Source organism: Salipaludibacillus sp. CUR1 (genome assembly GCF_021028955.1).
Lineage (GTDB): Bacteria > Bacillota > Bacilli > Bacillales > Salisediminibacteriaceae > Salipaludibacillus.
The window spans coordinates 1-17592 of sequence record NZ_JAIWPE010000020.1; the positions used below are offsets into that span (position 1 = coordinate 1).

15 protein-coding genes and 1 pseudogene are annotated in these 17592 nt (G+C 42.3%); 6 read left to right on the top strand and 10 right to left on the bottom strand.

Annotation, left to right across the window (positions count from 1 at the left end):
• Positions 1–779 precede the first annotated feature (779 nt).
• The gene (locus tag K8O68_RS04550; protein WP_230895757.1) at positions 780–1469 is read right to left on the bottom strand and encodes a hypothetical protein; all 690 of its coding nucleotides are present in this window, start codon (positions 1467–1469) and stop codon (positions 780–782) included.
• A gap of 721 nt (positions 1470–2190) precedes the next feature.
• Here K8O68_RS04550 and K8O68_RS04555 point away from each other — a divergent pair.
• Positions 2191–2676: a hypothetical protein gene (locus tag K8O68_RS04555; RefSeq protein ID WP_230895758.1), complete on the top strand. Its 486-nt coding sequence runs from the start codon at positions 2191–2193 to the stop codon at positions 2674–2676.
• Positions 2677–2933: 257 nt separating this feature from the next.
• Here K8O68_RS04555 and K8O68_RS04560 read toward each other — a convergent pair whose 3' ends face one another.
• From K8O68_RS04560 to K8O68_RS21390, 4 genes are all read right to left on the bottom strand, one after another.
• Positions 2934–3326, bottom strand: coding sequence for a type II toxin-antitoxin system death-on-curing family toxin (locus K8O68_RS04560; protein WP_230895759.1), 393 nt, complete (start codon positions 3324–3326; stop codon positions 2934–2936).
• A gap of 3 nt (positions 3327–3329) precedes the next feature.
• Positions 3330–3596 (bottom strand): AbrB/MazE/SpoVT family DNA-binding domain-containing protein, encoded by a 267-nt coding sequence (locus K8O68_RS04565; protein ID WP_230895760.1) that lies wholly within the window; start codon positions 3594–3596, stop codon positions 3330–3332.
• Positions 3597–3907: 311 nt separating this feature from the next.
• Complete coding sequence (locus tag K8O68_RS21385) at positions 3908–4327, bottom strand: leucine-rich repeat domain-containing protein (protein WP_255717026.1); 420 nt, start codon at positions 4325–4327, stop codon at positions 3908–3910.
• A gap of 744 nt (positions 4328–5071) precedes the next feature.
• The gene (locus tag K8O68_RS21390) at positions 5072–5194 is read right to left on the bottom strand and encodes a hypothetical protein (protein ID WP_255717014.1); all 123 of its coding nucleotides are present in this window, start codon (positions 5192–5194) and stop codon (positions 5072–5074) included.
• Positions 5195–5380: 186 nt separating this feature from the next.
• On the opposite strand from K8O68_RS21390, the gene K8O68_RS04575 reads away from it, so the two are divergent.
• Entirely contained in the window at positions 5381–6265 is an 885-nt protein-coding gene (locus tag K8O68_RS04575) for a helix-turn-helix domain-containing protein (RefSeq protein ID WP_230895762.1), read from the top strand.
• 156 nt (positions 6266–6421) lie between these two features.
• On the opposite strand, the gene K8O68_RS04580 is transcribed toward K8O68_RS04575, so the two are convergent.
• Both K8O68_RS04580 and K8O68_RS04585 read right to left on the bottom strand, forming a co-directional pair.
• Positions 6422–6670, bottom strand: coding sequence for a hypothetical protein (locus K8O68_RS04580; RefSeq protein ID WP_230895763.1), 249 nt, complete (start codon positions 6668–6670; stop codon positions 6422–6424).
• A 392-nt stretch (positions 6671–7062) separates the two neighbouring features.
• Positions 7063–7557 (bottom strand): hypothetical protein, encoded by a 495-nt coding sequence (locus K8O68_RS04585; protein ID WP_230895764.1) that lies wholly within the window; start codon positions 7555–7557, stop codon positions 7063–7065.
• Between the two features lie 829 nt (positions 7558–8386).
• Here K8O68_RS04585 and K8O68_RS04590 point away from each other — a divergent pair.
• The 4 genes from K8O68_RS04590 (at position 8387) to hcp (ending at position 11954) form a co-directional block, all read left to right on the top strand.
• Positions 8387–8806 carry a hypothetical protein gene (locus tag K8O68_RS04590; protein WP_230895765.1) on the top strand — a complete coding sequence of 140 codons (420 nt, stop codon included), beginning with the start codon at positions 8387–8389 and terminating at the stop codon, positions 8804–8806.
• A 363-nt stretch (positions 8807–9169) separates the two neighbouring features.
• A complete protein-coding gene (locus K8O68_RS04595) occupies positions 9170–9445 on the top strand; it encodes a hypothetical protein (protein WP_230895766.1) in 276 nt (91 codons plus the stop codon).
• Between the two features lie 149 nt (positions 9446–9594).
• Positions 9595–9726 (top strand): GapA-binding peptide SR1P, encoded by a 132-nt coding sequence (locus K8O68_RS04600; protein WP_230895767.1) that lies wholly within the window; start codon positions 9595–9597, stop codon positions 9724–9726.
• Between the two features lie 575 nt (positions 9727–10301).
• Positions 10302–11954, top strand: coding sequence for a hydroxylamine reductase (gene hcp / locus K8O68_RS04605; RefSeq protein ID WP_230895768.1), 1653 nt, complete (start codon positions 10302–10304; stop codon positions 11952–11954).
• A 173-nt stretch (positions 11955–12127) separates the two neighbouring features.
• On the opposite strand, the pseudogene K8O68_RS04610 reads toward hcp, so the two are convergent.
• The 3 genes and pseudogenes from K8O68_RS04610 to K8O68_RS04620 all read right to left on the bottom strand — a co-directional run.
• Positions 12128–12214: pseudogene (locus K8O68_RS04610) on the bottom strand (SEC-C metal-binding domain-containing protein); the annotation flags it as partial.
• A gap of 3433 nt (positions 12215–15647) precedes the next feature.
• Positions 15648–16463, bottom strand: a complete 816-nt coding sequence (locus K8O68_RS04615) for a S1C family serine protease (RefSeq protein WP_230895769.1) — start codon at positions 16461–16463, stop codon at positions 15648–15650.
• Between the two features lie 194 nt (positions 16464–16657).
• Complete coding sequence (locus K8O68_RS04620; protein WP_230895770.1) at positions 16658–17503, bottom strand: GAF domain-containing protein; 846 nt, start codon at positions 17501–17503, stop codon at positions 16658–16660.
• Between the last annotated feature and the right edge of the window lie 89 nt (positions 17504–17592).

The window sequence follows — 17592 nt, forward strand, 5'->3', positions numbered from 1 at the left end:
TTTGTAGAGGATTGGGAACAAGTATTGGTCTCTCCTCTACAATAGGAGCTTTTTTTGTGTTTGTAAACTCAAAATTACATTATATTCCATTCATGCAAGGCTACTGGGTCTGTCCCCCCACTTTATGGAAATAGGAGATGCGTGAAGGGGTGGGGCTCGGGTGTTGCAGATGGACGCAGGGCGGGGATGGGAGAGCGCAGGAGGATTGTTGCACTTTAGGGGAGGATTGTTGCACTTTGAGCTGGAATTGTGGCACTTTGAACTTATTGTGACATTCTTTATCTATATTGTGGCACATCGGCCGGGGATTGTGGCAAAACAGCCTGGAGAGGTGATATTACCGGGTGAATGTTGCTTAAATCGTGAATGATGGAGCGAAGTAGGGCAACTCCGTCCTGGTTATGTTGGCTTCACCCTGGATTTGATGCACTCCCTCCAAGCCATGCAGGCATGTTCGATGATCTGATTTACAAAAAGGCAGCCTTCGGGTTGCCTTTTTTTATTTAAAATCATAAGGAGCAGACAAATTTGCCTGCTCCTTAATCCCGACCTTATTAAGACGGTGTCATATCAGTCTCTTATTTCATCTAATTGCCTACGAAACCTTACAGCCGAAATTGCGAATATAGCAAAAGCTGTTGTGGAACTAGCAGTAACTATCATCAATATATTTCCTATTGGGGGGTTGAATAACAGAGAAACCGAGATGATTAGTACAGCACCAGATAGCCCCATCCCTAAAATTAATAACGCTAAAATTGTATGCATAGAATCACTCTTTACGCATAAGCGAAACAAGCTACTACTCCACCAATACCAGCACTACCAAGGGTGGCATAGGCACCAATACACGCAGCGCATATTTTAGCCGTCACTGGTGTAGGTGCCGCACACGACCCGCCACACGCATATGCAATAACAGTAGCCATCGTACCACCAACACCAAGTACCCCTGCAAGACAACCTGCGACTGATCCTATACCCATCGGTTGGATTCCAGCAACTGGTTCTTCTGCAAGTAACTCCTCATCTGTCATGTAGGCGATACCAGTATCCTCTGAATTTACAATTGAACCATCCAAATACGTATCAACCTGGAAGTTTCCTAACTCATTCTTTGAAATCAGCGTTTCATTTACCTGCAATACAGTATTTTCCTCATCTAAGAATATTGTTATGTTACTAGGAAGGCTATAATCGCCATGCAAAGGAACTGAAACAACCGTAACACCACCACCGACAGTATAAACAGTCGAGTCTTCTAAACCAAAAGCAGACTCAGGAGCGATATTCTCAATTCCACCGTCTGCTACCGCAGTTAGTGTTACATCGACCCATTGCTCAGCTTTATCACCTGTAACTTCAACAATATCTTGAGTATCGTCACCTTGTGCAGAAACGCTAGAAAATGGCAAAGTACCTACACATAAAATAAGTAAGAGCACTAAAGCTTTTTTCATTTTCGACACAATAAACCCCTCCAGTAATTTTCAATTTTTTTCTTTCAAATAGGTAAAGAGCAACTCTCTCAAAATGACATTATTTTTGTTCTTATAATGAGTTCTACAAATAGATATATGAGTTAAATAGTGTCAAGATAGTATTTTTGTGGTGAATTCATTATTCTGGTTAAATGTCACTTCAAGAAATATTTTCCAATCTCTTCTTTATAAACCACTTCGAACTCTATGTGCCTTTGAATCGCATAAGAACTACCCCCTATCATGCAAGATTTGAATTTAATTAAATTATTAGTCTTCTTGAGTATATATACTGGAAAAAAATGCTACAAATTTCATATAAAAGGATAGAGCCTTATCTCACGATTTGCCACTTAATGAAGAGGATACATCCTTTCAATATCCTTAAATTCTTTCTGCCATTATAAGTATTGTTATAAATGAGTCTTTTGGAATCAAATTAGAGGGGTGGGTACATAATGAGAGCTCTGTAAACAGGATTTTTCCCCAGTGATAAGCAAATAAACGAGCAGAGCTTCGTTAGTCGCTCACCGTCGATTTAATAACATGCCATTAAATAAATTACTCATCTTCTATAAAAACGGTCCATGCACGAAAAAGGGGCTGACCTTGTCACGATCACCAAACAAACCTCGACGCGGCGCATATTACGTCGTATACGGAACATTTAATCAAAAAGAAACACAGCCGTGTCACGATTAAACGCCACATGTCTGCGATTAAACGATTGCTGGCCTATTATCGTCTGGATCATGCCATGCCGCCAGACCACACGAAAGCCTATCAAGCGCCCCCTTTAAAACCAAGCGACTTTATTAAGACAAAAGAAATGCACAGATTACTCACATCCATGAAGCAGCCAATCGGATCAGTGGCAAGAGATACCCTGATTCACAGAAATCTGGCGATCGTGCATCTCATCAGGTACAAAGTCTTTCGCCCCAAAGACGTGTCTTTGCTTAATATGAGCATGATAACTATGGGGCAGTCGACGATTGCGCTTGAGCCATACGACCCGGAGCCGGTCTATAAGTTATCCGGTGACCACATGCAGCCCATCCGTGCGTATTTACACACCATCGCCCCCCTCAAAAGACCGCAGCGAGGGTCAGATGACCCGTTATTTGTCGCCTTTAACAAGACCGGCGAGCTGCACCTCATCTTTTATCATTTCCTGTATACCTCTTACCGATAGCCGTTTAGGCTGGGTGTAGTCGTAATCGTACTGATAATCATTCTGTCGATTTCGAAAGCTGTCAGCGAAGCACTTACGGAACAGCTGCATCCTGAATCATGTCTTACGTGGTGATGATGAAAAAGACATCCAGAGCTATTTTCATTTGACGCATCCTTTTTCGCTGTACCGCTACCGCTCTTATACCGAAGCAAAAGAAAACCCTGACAGCATATAATGCCGCAGGGTTTTTTCTTATTTAAATAAGGGCGCCTCTCTCATTTCTTTACGGCGTAGTATTCAATCCGTATGGCAATATCATCTACGTCCAAATCTCCTCTTGCCACATCAACGGTAAAATCTTCAATCTCTTGATTGTATTCATGGTTAAACTTATATCCGTTTTTCTTTAAAAAGATCTCTGTTACCGCAAGAGCCGTCCGTTTGTTTCCATTATGAAACGCATGATTTCTTGAAATAGAATGAAAGAGCACGGCCGCTTTTTCCCACAATGTCTTGTAAGCATCTTCTCCAAAAACAGTTTGTTTCGGGCGATGAAGTGCTGATTCCAACAAGCCTTCGTTTTTTACCCCGGCATGCTCTCCTTCACCGTAACGCTTCATCATTAAATAATGAACGAGTACAGCATCTTTATACGATATATACTCCATCGATTATCGATCCCTTAAATGTCGGAACACCTTATCGTGTTCTTCAAAGGTTTCTGCCAACATCTCAAGAAGCTCTGGGTCTACCCTATCCTCCAGCTTACTTTTCTTCTCCAATACAATTCGATTGTTTTCATCTAAGTTAAACTGGAGCTCATCGCCCTTTTTTAACTCAAGTGTATCAATAATCGACTTTGGGATACCAATACCGAGACTGTTTCCCATGCGGTTGACTTTGCGGACTTCATTATTTCTCACGTTCATCACACTCATTTCATAAATTCTCCTCTCTCTAGTGTAATCTATGCAGAAAATATATATACGTACTTACGTAAGTACATTATGACTGATTAATCTCGATAATGCAAATAAACCTACTCCACTTAATTTCTAACTCTCCTAAAAATGTATCTATCGCCATTGCGCTAATCGCAGTCGTTGTCGCTAGTTTTAACACAAAAAAATAGCCCCCTATTCGGCAAATGGGCGAGGGCTATTTTTTCTTTTCAGATTAGATAACGCCAATCCCCTATCAGACGCATGGGTATCTATCTGACCACCGTTCCCTCGATGGCCATGCACACTTAACTAGGGCGGTCACGAAGTGCCCGAAAACTATCGATGTAAGTGGCGTGATGGTCTAGAAGGTCCTCCAGACTTTTATTGTACATCCCTCTGACCTTGACGCCTGCCATCTCCTTCGTACCAAGGTTAAAGGCGTGCCGGTGAATAAACGTCGGCATTCCTTCAAACGTCAACTCGGTCAAGGGGTTCTCACCAAACGCATCAGACTGAATTTCCTGGGTGCTCTCCGGCAACACCAGCTTAGACAGCTTATTATGCCGGAAGGCGGAATGCGAGATCGTAAACAGATTCTCTCCGATCTTTAGCGTCTCCAATTCGTTGTGCATGAACGCCCCGTCTTCGATCAGGGCGATCCCTTCCGGAATACGCACGTCTTTGAGTTTGTTAAACGCAAAGGCGTAAAACCCAATGACCGACAGCGTCGGCGGAAGGAGACCGAGGTCAACCCTTTATTCCAGAAGGCGTCCGGTCCGATGGATACCACCTCCTTCCCGAAAATCGTCGCCGGAATCACGACATTGGTGCCATCTCCCTCATAATTCGTGATTTCTCTTCTGAATTCATCAAATTTAAAATACTTTGCGTCCGTCGTTTTAATATGAATCATCGTCCTGGCATTCCCCGTTCTGATATTTGTTGTATAGTTACATTGTATCCTGAACGGCCCGTGATTTACCTCCTTCTGCCTATCTAGTATCATTAGATTTTGTTTTAAATAATCACGAATAAAGAATACTATAGCGACTGTTGTCGCCATCCCACACATTAAATTAAAAAAGACGTAACCATTTAGGCTACGTCTTTATCAACCCACCAGATTCGTCAGTTATCATCTGAATACACACGTCACAAACAACACCATAATAATAACGTTTAACGGTAATGTAACTGCCCACATAAGTAATGCTCTACGTTCAAGAGACATGTTCCTCCAATGAAGATATGTTTCAAACCCAGCATTCCCTAAAGACATTATAATCACCATTAGTAAATACCAAATAACGTTACTTTGAAAAAACCCAGTCAATATGGGCGATAATGTAATCAATAAAAAGAACTGTATTGTTGAAAACTGAAACTTTTCCCAAAAACTCATAAATCTAAACAACCTTTACGCCCCGGTATTTAGCCGGTTCTTGACCGATCCATTGGTAACACGTACATTATAAGTGTATATATGGAATGTCTTTGAGCGGTTGGATGACGGCACTTGGCTCCCCACTACCCATTGTCGCAAATACCATAAGTGTGACTGCCATTGTTGTAATCAAAAGACCTTTTTTCATTTTCTGTCCCCCCTCATCTATTTTTCTCAGCCTTATCTTGTCACATTGTGCATTTTTGTGTAGATAGAATGTGGGCATATATGAGGAGGTTATCTAGCAGATTTCCTTTATTTTTTCCATTTTTCGGGTAGTGTTAAAAAAATAGTTATATTCAGAAAAACTTTTTGAGAGAGAGGAGGGAACCGGATGGAGTTCAACATTGGCGGGAGAATCAAAGATTTAAGAGTATATAGAAATTTATCACAGAAAGAGTTGGCGGTAGGTATTTGTTCTCAAGCAATGATTAGTAAAATCGAAATGGGGGGAAACCAGCCAAGTGCCGATGTCCTATACCAAATCGCCGACCGGCTTGGGGTGGACATTAATTACTTCTTTGGGATGTCGGAATCGCCTACCCACGATTATGTGGATATGGTGCTAAAAGAATTGGATAAAGCCATCCGTCAAACAAACTACAAAGAGGCATTGGACTTAGTCGCTATCGAAAAGCACAATCCGTTATTTAAAACACCGCACCTTCAGCAAATCCTTTTATGGCGAGAAGGTATCTGCACCCTTCATCTGTCAGGGAAAAGCGATCGGGCACTCCAAAAAATTAACCAAGCGCTTAATTTATCAACGACCGCAGATAACCTTTACTCAGAAGTTGAGCTTAAAATTCTAAACACAAAAGCGATTTTACTGGCCATCAATCACCAGTTAGACGACTCAGAGAGCGTGGTGGCTGATCTGATTAACTATATCGAAACCGCCCCTTATAACATTGACCCGAAAATCATGATAAATATTTATTTTAACGCCAGTAAGAATTCAATCAATAAAAAGGCGTATGAGGAAGCCATGACCCGGTCGTCAAGAGGCATAGCGATTTGTATAAACCATGAATTACTATACTTATTAGGGGAGCTTTACTTCCAAAAAGGGAAAAGTCTTTATTTACTATCAGACAACAACTTAAAAGAGGCTTTAACCTACATGACGACAGCCATCAGCGTGTTTGACATGACCGGAAATGAGACATTCAAAGAGTATGTACAGGATGAAATTTCGCTCATGGAATCCAGCTCTTAGATTTAGAAAAAAGCGCCCGATGATGTGCGCTTTTTATACAAATCGTCTTTATTAAATGACGATCTGGCAAGTCACCTGGACCTGGTTGCTGCGATCCTCGTACGCCAGATACATCCGCATGTAAAGCATCAAATAGTCTCCCCGGTTGACATATAGCTAGCCGTGTTTCACCACGCGTTTATCCCCGTACAGATCGATCGTGTAATCGAGCTGTTCGCTCTCCGGATCGTAGGCGCGATCGATACTGATACACGGCTTCAACAGAGGATAATTTTTGTGGGCGATGTTCCACCTGAGAAGATTTTCAAATTGGCGGCGGTCTGCCGGCGATTCGTCTTCATCCACCCAATTTCTGTATCCCATATCATCCATTCGTTTCGAATATTTCCCGTTTGTGACCCGCAATCCCCGCTTGACCGATGTCTTCGTAAGTTTACTCTTAAACGGCTCGCAGTTCTCCCTTGCCCGGTCTTCAAAGTCCTCAAACCCCTTGGTGTGACTGCGTTTCTACAAAAAACCGTCTATTTTCTTCATTTTTTCTTCCTTTCAGAAAAGAATCAAAAAAGGTACCACTCTTAATCTTTGCAGTCATTAACATAAAAAAGAGGAAAACACCTTTTTAAAGTGCTTTCCTCTCTTTATCAATCTTATTTTAAGACGGCCCTTTTATAGTTGTATATACTAACATACTTATACTCACTATAATTACCCCTATAATTACAAGTAAAAAAACATCCCCTAAGTCGATAAATAACACCTCATTTATCATTTATTTAACACATTCGAAACTGTACGTGTTAGACATTTTCCACCATGCTTTTTTTGGTGCGCCATGTAAACCACCAATATCTCCAGAATCTATTGAGGTCGTGCCACCCATATCGATAACATCTATTAATTAAGTTTTGCTTCTCTACATGATTCAAATATTTTGGAGAGAAGTATAATGCGGTCCCTGTAAAGATTCCTAAAACAGCTATTCCTCCCCAAACAATAGCAGGGGCGACTAATGGTTGCATCTCACCTTCAGAAGTAGCAGTGGCGTGATCTATCATTGCTTGTATTTGATAATCATTTAGATTATCTAACTCATTTTGAATTAGCTCTAAATCATCATTGTTAAACTCATAATAATTTAAAGCTTTCTCATTATCCACATGAGCTGTTTTAGTTAGTGTGTTAACATACACGCTCTTTTCTAACGCTTCCAGAGCTTCACCGCTAAAATTAAAAGTAGCATTATTATTTGCTAATGTTGTCCCTCCTGAAATGAACGCGAGCGACAACATCATTACCGCACAAAAAGAGTGTTAAAGCTTTTTTAATATTTTTCATTATGTCATTTCCTTATAATTTTAAGTATTTTTGGACAATAAATCAATATAGCAATTCGTCTTTCAGTAGTCTACTAGTCTCCGCAACTTCCTTCTTATGTAGGGTTAAATCAAAGGTTCTAAATCCAAATTCTTCCGCCTCTTGACCTTTTTAAGTATATATACTGGTCTTAATTACTACAAAATCCAATTAAAAGGATGATGCCTCCTCTCATGACATGTCACTCAATAGCGCCGAACCATCCTCTACCTACCTTTGAATCCTTTCTTTCAGTATAACTATTGTTATAAACGGAAAAATTCCATTTACGTTTTCGCCTACATTCCCTCGCGTCCCAGGGCTCCCGACCGGTGGATGCCCAGGATCAAAAACGATATCAGGGACTACCCGTCGACCCATAAATAACAAGAAAAGAAAAAAAGAGACTAAGAGGAGAGACGTATGAAAAAGATGAAAAGACTTAAAGAGACCGAAGAAGTCACAAGAAAGGAGGACAAATAATGACTGACCTGCTGACTGTTTTCTAAACAAATGTACGGAATACTATTCATTAATGTGATTACGTATTATGTAATACTAAGTATTAATGTATTAATATGTTACTAGTTATAACTATACTTATAACGCGGCGATCAATTTAAAGGGAATGCGAGCTTATGGTTCTTTTACTAAGAGTCATCTCGTGAGAAGAGACCTTAACCTTTAATTTGAATATTGTTGTAATTTTTTCCCACCTTTAAACTGTATATGCGGTCAAAGTTAGGTGAAGAAAGGGGGCGAAAAAATTTGAAGAAGAAAAACATAATAGTAGGTTTAATATTATTTTTATTATTGGGAGCTGGACTAGCCGCTTATAGTATGGAAAATAAATATCTATCTTCCTCCCCTAATGATAGCGAAGCTGTCGATGTGTTAGAAGAATACATAACACTTATTGAGACAGAGGCTAACATGGACGAATTCCTAGAGATATTAGACACGTCTGCTTGGACAGATGAGTTTTATTCAGACTTTGAGGATCATGTGAATGAGGAAGACCGTGAAAAGTTAATTGCCTATGACATTAATGAACCTGAATGTAACATAGAAGAGACTGAATGTACGATCCCAACTTACATCAGGTGGGAAAACCTTGTAGGGGAAATCACGCATTTTAGACTTATTGAATTTGAGGATGGATGGAAGATTCAGCTCGACCCTGTTTAATATAAGAACTCCTCACCAACCAAGCCCCTTCGACTTGATGTTATTTTTATTTGTAATGATACGGCATACTGATTTGTGAAAAGTATTACATATTACGTAACACCAACTCTTAATATTTTATAAAAAGGTAGAGTATTTCACGCTCTTTCATACTGTATGCCGCATGCAGCAGCTGTTAGGATGCACCGCATGGGCATGGGGTGCAGAAGGAGAGGCTGAACCCCCGCGCGCGCGGCGCACCAGTTAATGGCATAAAGACAATAAAATTAAAGGAGCGACTCTCATGGAAAATAACTCTGTACCTAATCACACTCATACATCTAAAGCGCCGGCGTGTCTCAACGAAGGGGGTTTCTCCCGGATTTGATGCACTCACACCAATTTTTGATGCAACTCCACCCTGGATTTGAAGCACTCACTCCAATATTTGATGCACTTCACCCCGAATTTGATGCACTCACTTCAATATTTGAGGCACTTCACCCCGGATTTGATGCACTCACACCAATATTTGAGGCACTTCACCCCGAATTTGATGCACTCACTTCAATATTTGAGGCACTCCCGCCAGTTACAAAACATTTATTCCTGATCCTCTCCCCCTCCCTTACACCCCCATTTATAAATAAGATGCTCTAATCACATCACAAAACTTAATAGTATGACATATTATATAAAATATTATACAATTATTTTCGTTAAAACCATTGACTTTCTAATTGTGACATACTAAAATGCTATTTAGTAAGCGTTACCAAAAAAGAGTAAATCAAAGGGAGTGGAGTTGAATGGGTACGATTATTTGTCAAGACTGTGAGTCTGTCATCGATCATTTTGATTGTGAAAAGGTTTCTGTTTTATACGGGAAGTGCTGCGAGTCTTGTACCAATGAGGCCTCACTGCAACATACGGAGAGTTAATTACAAATTAAAGCCATAAGACTGCTTGTTATTTAACAGGCAGTTATTTTTTTTGCCTATTTTTACCTGCCCCTCTTATAGTCGGCTCCTCTTAAGGTTCTCCTATTTCACCCGCCACTCCAACTCTCAATCGATTGAGAATCAGGCCATCTCACGTATATGCAAGGCCCCCTGCAACACCTGTGATTCTCTTGTCTCCGTTCCCCGCCAATAAATCGATTTTTCACAACTAAGTGCTTAGCCCCCTTATATTTCGAAATCTCCCAAATCTTCCCACTGTTCCTGTCCCCGCTCCCCCCACCTAAAACTCAATTTTTCACAACTAAGTGTTTATTACCCTTATATTTCAGCACCGTCCAAGCTTCTCCTGTGCCAACTACCACCTTCTCCAGCTGCTTTCACCTGAACCAGCCTCCTTACTCAACAATTTGTCCACCTGTTCCCTCACTTGCCGCTTTTTGACTTTTTTGTGACCATCCGGCCAGTTGTGATTTAGGTCACCTCTATTTATTACTGTGTGCGTTATTCTTAACATGTGAAGAGATAAGCAAACGAGCTAAGGGGAGGCATATATAATGAGTATGTTTTGTTTTCAATGTCAGGAAGCTTTAAAAAATGTTGGCTGCAGTGCGATGGCAGGGGTTTGCGGTAAAACGAGTGAGGTATCAAATCTTCAGGATTTGCTCATTTACACAGTTAAAGGGGTGGCTTTAGTTAATCAGCAAGCGCGCGAAGCGGGGATTAACCGGCCGGAAACAGACAGGTTAATTATGGACGGTTTATTTGCTACCATTACAAACGCAAATTTTGATGATGAATCAATTATCAGACGAATTGAGAAGGCACTTCATGAACGGGAGACTATTAAAGAATCATTGAAAGAGGCAGGTATTTACAAGGAGAGCCTTTACCCGGATTACGCGACATGGTCCGGCCACCGTTATTCATTTATAACTAAATCTGAAGAGAAACAGGTCGGAATTTTAGCAACAGACAACGAAGATATGAGAAGCTTGCGTTCCCTAGTCTTATTCGGATTAAAAGGTATGGTGGCTTATGCTGAGCACGCTTTAAATCTTGGACATAAGAGCGATGACATCTGTGATTTTACCGAAAAAGCGCTTGTGGCTACTGAGGATGATACGTTAAGTGTCGATGACCTTGTCGCTCTTGTGATGGAAACGGGTAAATTCGGTGTTGACGTGATGGCACTGCTCGATAACGCCAACACATCCACTTACGGACACCCTGAAATGACTGAAGTGGAAATTGGCGTCAGAAACAACCCGGCAATTTTAGTAAGCGGACATGATTTAAAAGATTTCGAAGAGCTTCTTGAACAGACGGCAGGGACCGGGGTTGATGTATACACCCACTCTGAAATGCTTCCGGCTAACTACTACCCGGCATTTAAAAAATACGATCATTTTGTTGGGAACTACGGAAACGCCTGGTGGAAGCAGAAAGAGGAATTTGAAAGCTTTAATGGACCTGTACTGTTTACGACAAACTGTATTGTCCCGCCGAAAGCCAGCTATTCCGACCGCATCTATACGACAGGCGCAACCGGATATCCTGGATTTAAACACATCCCGGACCGTACAGAAGGCGGCAAAAAAGATTTTTCTGAAATCGTTGCCCATGCGAAAAAGTTACCGGCACCTACCGGCATAGAAGAAGGTACAATCATTGGAGGGTTCGCTCATAATCAGGTGACACAACTCGCCGATAAAGTCGTCGACGCAGTTAAAACAGGGGCCATTCGAAAGTTCTTTGTGATGGCAGGCTGTGACGGGCGTATGAAATCCCGTGACTACTATACTGAATTTGCCCAAACCCTTCCAGAGGATACAGTTATCCTGACAGCAGGGTGTGCTAAATACCGTTACAATAAGCTTCCACTTGGTGATATCGGCGGCATCCCGCGTGTCCTTGACGCCGGCCAATGTAACGACTCTTATTCTTTAGCGGTGGTCGCCATGAAACTTAAGGAAATTTTTGAGTTAAATGATATCAATGAGCTGCCGATTGAATATAACCTGGCATGGTACGAGCAAAAAGCGGTTATTGTTCTGCTGGCACTGCTTCATCTCGGTGTGAAAGACATTAAGCTTGGACCCACACTTCCAGCATTCCTGTCACCAAACGTGGCTAAAGTGCTCGTTGAAAAATTCGGCATCAGCGGTATGACAAATGTAGAAGAAGATATGGCAGTTTTTATGGGATAATAAGTAAATGACTTGATTACGGCTGGCGCCTTGTGAAAAACACAGGCGCCGGCCTTTTTACTGTGGTGGCTTCTACAGTCTTGAAGCCACCCTCATCCTTTTCTTCTCTAAATCTTTACAAAAAACCACACCCGGCGAAACGGGTGTGGTCTTGAAATGACTATTCAACTTGTTTATGCTCTCATACAGCATTTCTTGTATTTTTTGCCGCTTCCGCACGGACATGGTTCATTGCGTCCCACTTTAATTTCTTTCCGGCGTGACTGGCTATCCATTCCAGCCTGATACAGCCGCATTACAGCTGCCTTTATCTCGTCATAGGACACTTGAGGCTCATTAGTAGGATACCTGACTCGTGACTTGGTTTGGCCGCTTTCTGTCTGACCCGATGCCTCATCATCTGAGGAAGCTTCTTCTTCCACAGAAGTGTGTTCGTTTAAAGCTGCCTGTGTCCCTTCACTTCCATTCAAGCTCTCAACAGCTGAGGCCAGGTTCTCTTCCAGGACGCTTTCCTCTGCCATGTTTTCAGAAATTGCTTCTTCCACTTCTGCGGCTTCCTGCTCCAGTGACAAGCTGCCTGAATCTGTTTTTTCAGTCTCTTCGTAATAAGAAACGTCTTCAGCTTCATTTAAATTGTCTGCCGAATCAACAGTTTCCGGCGTTTCAAGAGATTTTTCCACTTCCGCTTGCTCTGCCGGTTTGTCAACAGAAACGGCCATCTCTATAGCGGAGGCAACCTCTTCAGTTTGTATGGACTCACTCTCAGTCATAGTTTCAGATGGAGACTCTGTCCTTTGAGCCGGTTCAGGAGGAGTATCCTGTTTTTCCTCATTTGCTTCCTTTAATTCTAAAACGGCTTTTACCGCTTGATCCTCATCATTGCCGACATCTGTCTCAGCATTTTCAGTGGTCGCGTTTCTTCCTCCCGGTTCCGGGGTGCCCGCATCCGTTTCACTTTCAACTTGAGCGTCATTGTCCGCAAGGGTGCTGCTGTTTTCGTCCGGTTCCGTTTTAGCGGCGATTCCGGTCTGAACCGGCCCTTTAGTTTTCAAGGAAGACCCGCCTTCCCGGCTGTTTTTGCCCGGCTTTTCCTCATCCGCTTCCTTTTCTTGGCCGGAAGCCCGTTCGTAAGCCGGTTCATTTGCTTCTGGATCCTCTATGTTTTCTTTTTCTGGAGCTTCTTCATCTATCGTTTGCTCTCTGCTGGCAACCAGGTTATTGTCAGTGGCTTTATCTTTCTGTTCAGCTTTATTGTCAGTTAAATCTGTTTCATCTTTAATTAAAGCTTCTTTTTCGGCCAATTCCTTATTTTCTTCATCGAGTTCTTCATTTAAAGCTTCAATATTGTCTTCAGAGTCGCTGACAGGCTCACTTATATAAGCCTCAGACGCCTTGTCTTCAGTCCGAATACTTTCTTCTTCGCGTTCGTCTGATTGAGCGTGCTCCACAGTCACGTCACTTTGCATCCCAGCATCCCCAGATGGGATAATAGCCGATTGGTGGTCATCCTGATCGTCATTAGCCACCTCATCTGGATCTGGCTGTTCCCTTGCCGGTTCCTCTTCTTCTGCAAAAGATAAAGAGGATTTATTTTTGGAAGCGGTACTTAACAGCCTTCTGTAATAGCTGGCGTCATCCTTTTTAACCGCATCAGCACTTTTTACAAGTTTGCCGGAATCCGCGCTTTCCCACTCATCAGTCGCTTCATCGGAGAGTTCGTCAGCCCCTCGTTCGAACGCCGGTTCAGAACGGGAATCACCCTCAGGCACAAGTTTGGTTTCGGGCTTGAGATCCGATTTGGCTTCGTGATCTTCAGGGCTGTGATTAGCTGCAGGCGCCGTCCTGCCTTCAAAATCACGGCCTGTTTCTTCAGCGGTGTTTTGTTCTTCGCCATGGTCGGCTTCCTCTCGTGCAGCCGGCTTCGCAATCTCTTCAGATTCAGAGATTTCTTCCAGCTTAGAAGGTTCATCAGATTCAGAGATTCCTTCCGTATCAGTATGATCCTCCAGCGAAGAGGTATCTTCAGATTCGGTGTTATCGTCTGTAGCTTTGTTTTCCTCTTGTTCTCCGCTATCCCGAGACTCAGCTGTATATTCAAACTTGTCGCTCTCACCAGTTTCAGCGTCAGCCTCAGGTTTTGTGCCGCTCTCAGGTTCAGAGGTTCCTCCAGCTTCTGAGAACTCTTCAGGTTCAGCAGGCGCATCATCAGCCGGTGTGTCCTCCCCTGCCTGCAGATCAACTCCTTCAACCGTTGAGCGCCATTGCCTCAATTTCGGATGATCAATCCCGTTTATGACACAGTTGCAGTACAACGCTTCTTCCAGGTTAAGAAGCATCGTTTCATAGCCGTTCTCCATAAACGACTCGATCAGCGGAATGGCTTCGTCGGACAGCTGTTCACATAAGCCGGCTGCCAGCATTGTTTTAATGGAACGCTTTTCTTCCTGCTCAAACGCCTCAAACAGGACGGTTCTCGCATATTCGGTTTTGATGTTAGCTACGATGTCCACCGCATAAAGGCCGACACGCGAGTCATCAAACCACAATCTAACTGCATTAACCACCTGCTTTGTTCCGATTTTGACAAGAGCCTCACTGAATTCCTCTAAAAACAAATCGTTTTTCTTATGTAAATCCACAAGAGCCATGATATGCGGAAGTGCTGCTTCCAGCCTTAATTCGCCAGCCATCGTAATATCGTAGAGGTCTCTTACTGCCAGCTTTCTTTTCCCCTTCATTTTGTATAAACGGTGCATAAGCTCGGTTCTCCCGACAAGTTCCCGCCTTGCCATTAATTCGACCATCTGCTTGCCGAATACATAATACTTCTCGTTAAATTCTTCTCTTGAGCCGATTCTGTTAATGACCGTGTGAAGCTTCTGCAATACGACGTGGGTCGGGTCCGTACAGAGATCTGTATAAAAACTCAAATTCTGAACCTTTTTTCCCCTGGCTTTATAGGCAGACGCTATGTCATCTTTAAACTTTTCGACGATACAGGGATCGGCATGATTCAACAAGTCCCCGTAGTACGTCAGCTCTTCATCAGGAATCGTTTCGTCCCTCAGGTCGGCCAGAAGACGCTTCATCCCTTCGGCAGGCATCGGCAATTTCTTCAAATAGGTCAGTTTTTCGCTCGTCTTTCTTTCATTCCAGTTCTTTTTGTTCGCTTCGAGGCCCAGCATGAACGTTTTCTCTGTGCCTATGTAACTAGTTTCCATTATATGTAGAACAAAGTCTCTTACTATATAATCATCTGAAATTAGATGGTCTTCCATTTTTCTTAAAAAATCTTGTTGATCCATCAGCGATCACCTCATTTACCAGTACTGTAAAGTGCTGTTATCTATTATACAGGTTATAGGCGCACAACCATATAAGAAAGACGACACAACTCTCACTTTTTGACCTGTTTTTTTTGCGATAAATATGGTACTGCAGTCACCTGTTTAAATAACCAGTCTTATAAAAAACAATGCTTGTTAATTATTCCCTATTAAGATTTATCGACAAGTTGCGGATGAAAGCGACAGAGATTTTTACTTTCATCAGCTAACACAAGGAAATTTTTATAAGACAAAGGCTCTGTTAAACGATTTTGTGAGTTTTAAATCGCCATTTACCTTTAACAGAGCTCAAACAAAAAAGAAGGCAAAATAGTCAATTTTACCTTCTCCCTTGATGTTTGACTGATTAATAGCCGTCAAGCAAGTCATAAATTAAGTCTTTAATATCGTTTAAAGGCACACTGTAGCCGATTGACGGATTTTCCAGATCCGTGGCCGCATTGATTGCAACAAAACTTTCTTCATCTTTTGACAATAAAGGCCCGCCGCTGTTCCCTTCTTCAACTTCAGCGGAAATCTGGTAAATACTCTCATAGTGATAATCGCTAATCACCAGATGTTTGTTATCGTCTTCAATTTCCCCGTAGGTTACCGTGTCTTCTACACCTTCCGGGCTGCCAAGTGCGGCCACATGATCTCCCGGCACCAGCCTTTCATTTTTTTCAATTGAAAAAGGCTCTTGCCCTTCAAGTTCCGGAACATGCAGAAGAGCAACATCCATATACTTAGAAGACGCCACCAAGGCCGCTTCATAGAACTCCCCTTCTTCAGGCATAACGGTAATCAGGCCGACTCCTTCCGGAACAACATGAGCGCTTGTAATAACTATTCCATCCTCGTTATATAAAAAACCGGAGCCCTGCTCTTCAGGTGTAATGACGGTATAGACTGATTCCTGAGCTTCCTCAACCATCGCTTCCATTTCGGCTGCCTCCCTTTCTTCAACAAAAAGAGGGAGCTGAAATTCGCCGTATTTATCAGTGACTTCCGCCCGCTCAGGTAAATTGGAAACCTCCTTTGTGGCTGAAGCTTCCGTGACACCCATCCAGCTGCCGGCAATAAGGAGGCTGAAAAGAGAAACGGCGAAAATCCGCGGGGCTGTCTGCATAAGTAATGAAGCCGGATCTCCCCCGTGACTCTTCCTGCTTTTATGAGAAACCATAAATAGCCTCCTTAAATAGTTTTTATCTATTATACATATTAAACAGTGACAGTTAAAATAATAGGGCTCCTCTGCCTCAGACTTTAATGAAGAAAGAAGGTAAAGCTTATTAAGGGAAAAAATAAAAGGCTGATTTCCAATCCAGTGACTAATTCAATGCTCTTCTGGAAAAATCAACCAAGTCATTCTCGCATTTATTCAGGTTTCACTAATTGAAAGCCGATCCACTTCAATGCTTCTTTTAAGTTTGATTTAGCAGTAAGCCGGTTAATTTGTGATTCGCTGTGGTGAAAGAATATCGCCTGATCCGGTCTCACACCGGTTAAAATAGGCGTCGCTCCAAGCAATTGGATTGACACAGAAAGCCTGCAGATATTATCGCTGACATTATGATTTTCTATAGCCAGACCTGACACATCTATAATTAAATACTCAATTGCGTCCTGATAACTTCTTTGAAGCACCTGCTCCATAATGATTTCCGACCGTCTCTCATCCACCTCACCTGTCAGAGGGAGAATGGCTACGCCGTCGTCCACTGGCACCACGGGGGTTCCAATATCTTGAACCCGGCAGTTCACTTCATCTAAATCTATGACATAACCGAGAAGGCCCGCCATCGTCTTAAATAGTTCAATCTCTTCTTCCTTGTAGACTTTGGGATTATTATCCAGTCCGCATAGTGTGCCATATACCCTTCCATCATTATAATGAATGGGGACTCCAAGCAGAGAACCCTGATTTAATTCCTGTGATAACTCCAGTTCTCCTGTCGTAGGATGGCTTGTTATATCTTCTATAACTAGAGACTCCCTGTCACTGTCTATAATAACTTGACAGTAGGACTCTTTAGCATCGATTATTAAGCCTTTCTCGATAAGTAATCTGTTCCGGTTAAAGGAGTGCATGACTTCTACTTTTTCTTCCTCATACCTGGTGACGAAGACTGTATTTATGTTAATAAATTGGCTTAACCGCTTAAGCACATCAATCGCAGCACGCTCCAATTCTTTTAAACTACCATTTCCTAAAGCCTGCACGTTTGCTTCCTCTCCCTTTATTAAATTTTACAGCAGGTGATACTCCGCCATATGGTAGATTATACCACGCGAATAGTACAATTTCTATT

Bases quoted from the DNA above. Each gene is read 5' to 3' on its own strand.
- K8O68_RS04555 (WP_230895758.1), top strand. From the start codon at position 2,191: ATGTCTGCGATTAAACGATTGCTGGCCTATTATCGTCTGGATCATGCC.
- K8O68_RS04560 (WP_230895759.1), bottom strand. From the start codon at position 3,326: ATGGAGTATATATCGTATAAAGATGCTGTACTCGTTCATTATTTAATG.
- K8O68_RS04565 (WP_230895760.1), bottom strand. From the start codon at position 3,596: ATGAGTGTGATGAACGTGAGAAATAATGAAGTCCGCAAAGTCAACCGC.
- K8O68_RS21390 (WP_255717014.1), bottom strand. From the start codon at position 5,194: ATGAAAAAAGGTCTTTTGATTACAACAATGGCAGTCACACTTATGGTA.
- K8O68_RS04575 (WP_230895762.1), top strand. From the start codon at position 5,381: ATGGAGTTCAACATTGGCGGGAGAATCAAAGATTTAAGAGTATATAGA.
- K8O68_RS04585 (WP_230895764.1), bottom strand. From the start codon at position 7,557: ATGATGTTGTCGCTCGCGTTCATTTCAGGAGGGACAACATTAGCAAAT.
- K8O68_RS04600 (WP_230895767.1), top strand. From the start codon at position 9,595: ATGGGTACGATTATTTGTCAAGACTGTGAGTCTGTCATCGATCATTTT.
- hcp (WP_230895768.1), top strand. From the start codon at position 10,302: ATGAGTATGTTTTGTTTTCAATGTCAGGAAGCTTTAAAAAATGTTGGC.
- K8O68_RS04615 (WP_230895769.1), bottom strand. From the start codon at position 16,463: ATGGTTTCTCATAAAAGCAGGAAGAGTCACGGGGGAGATCCGGCTTCA.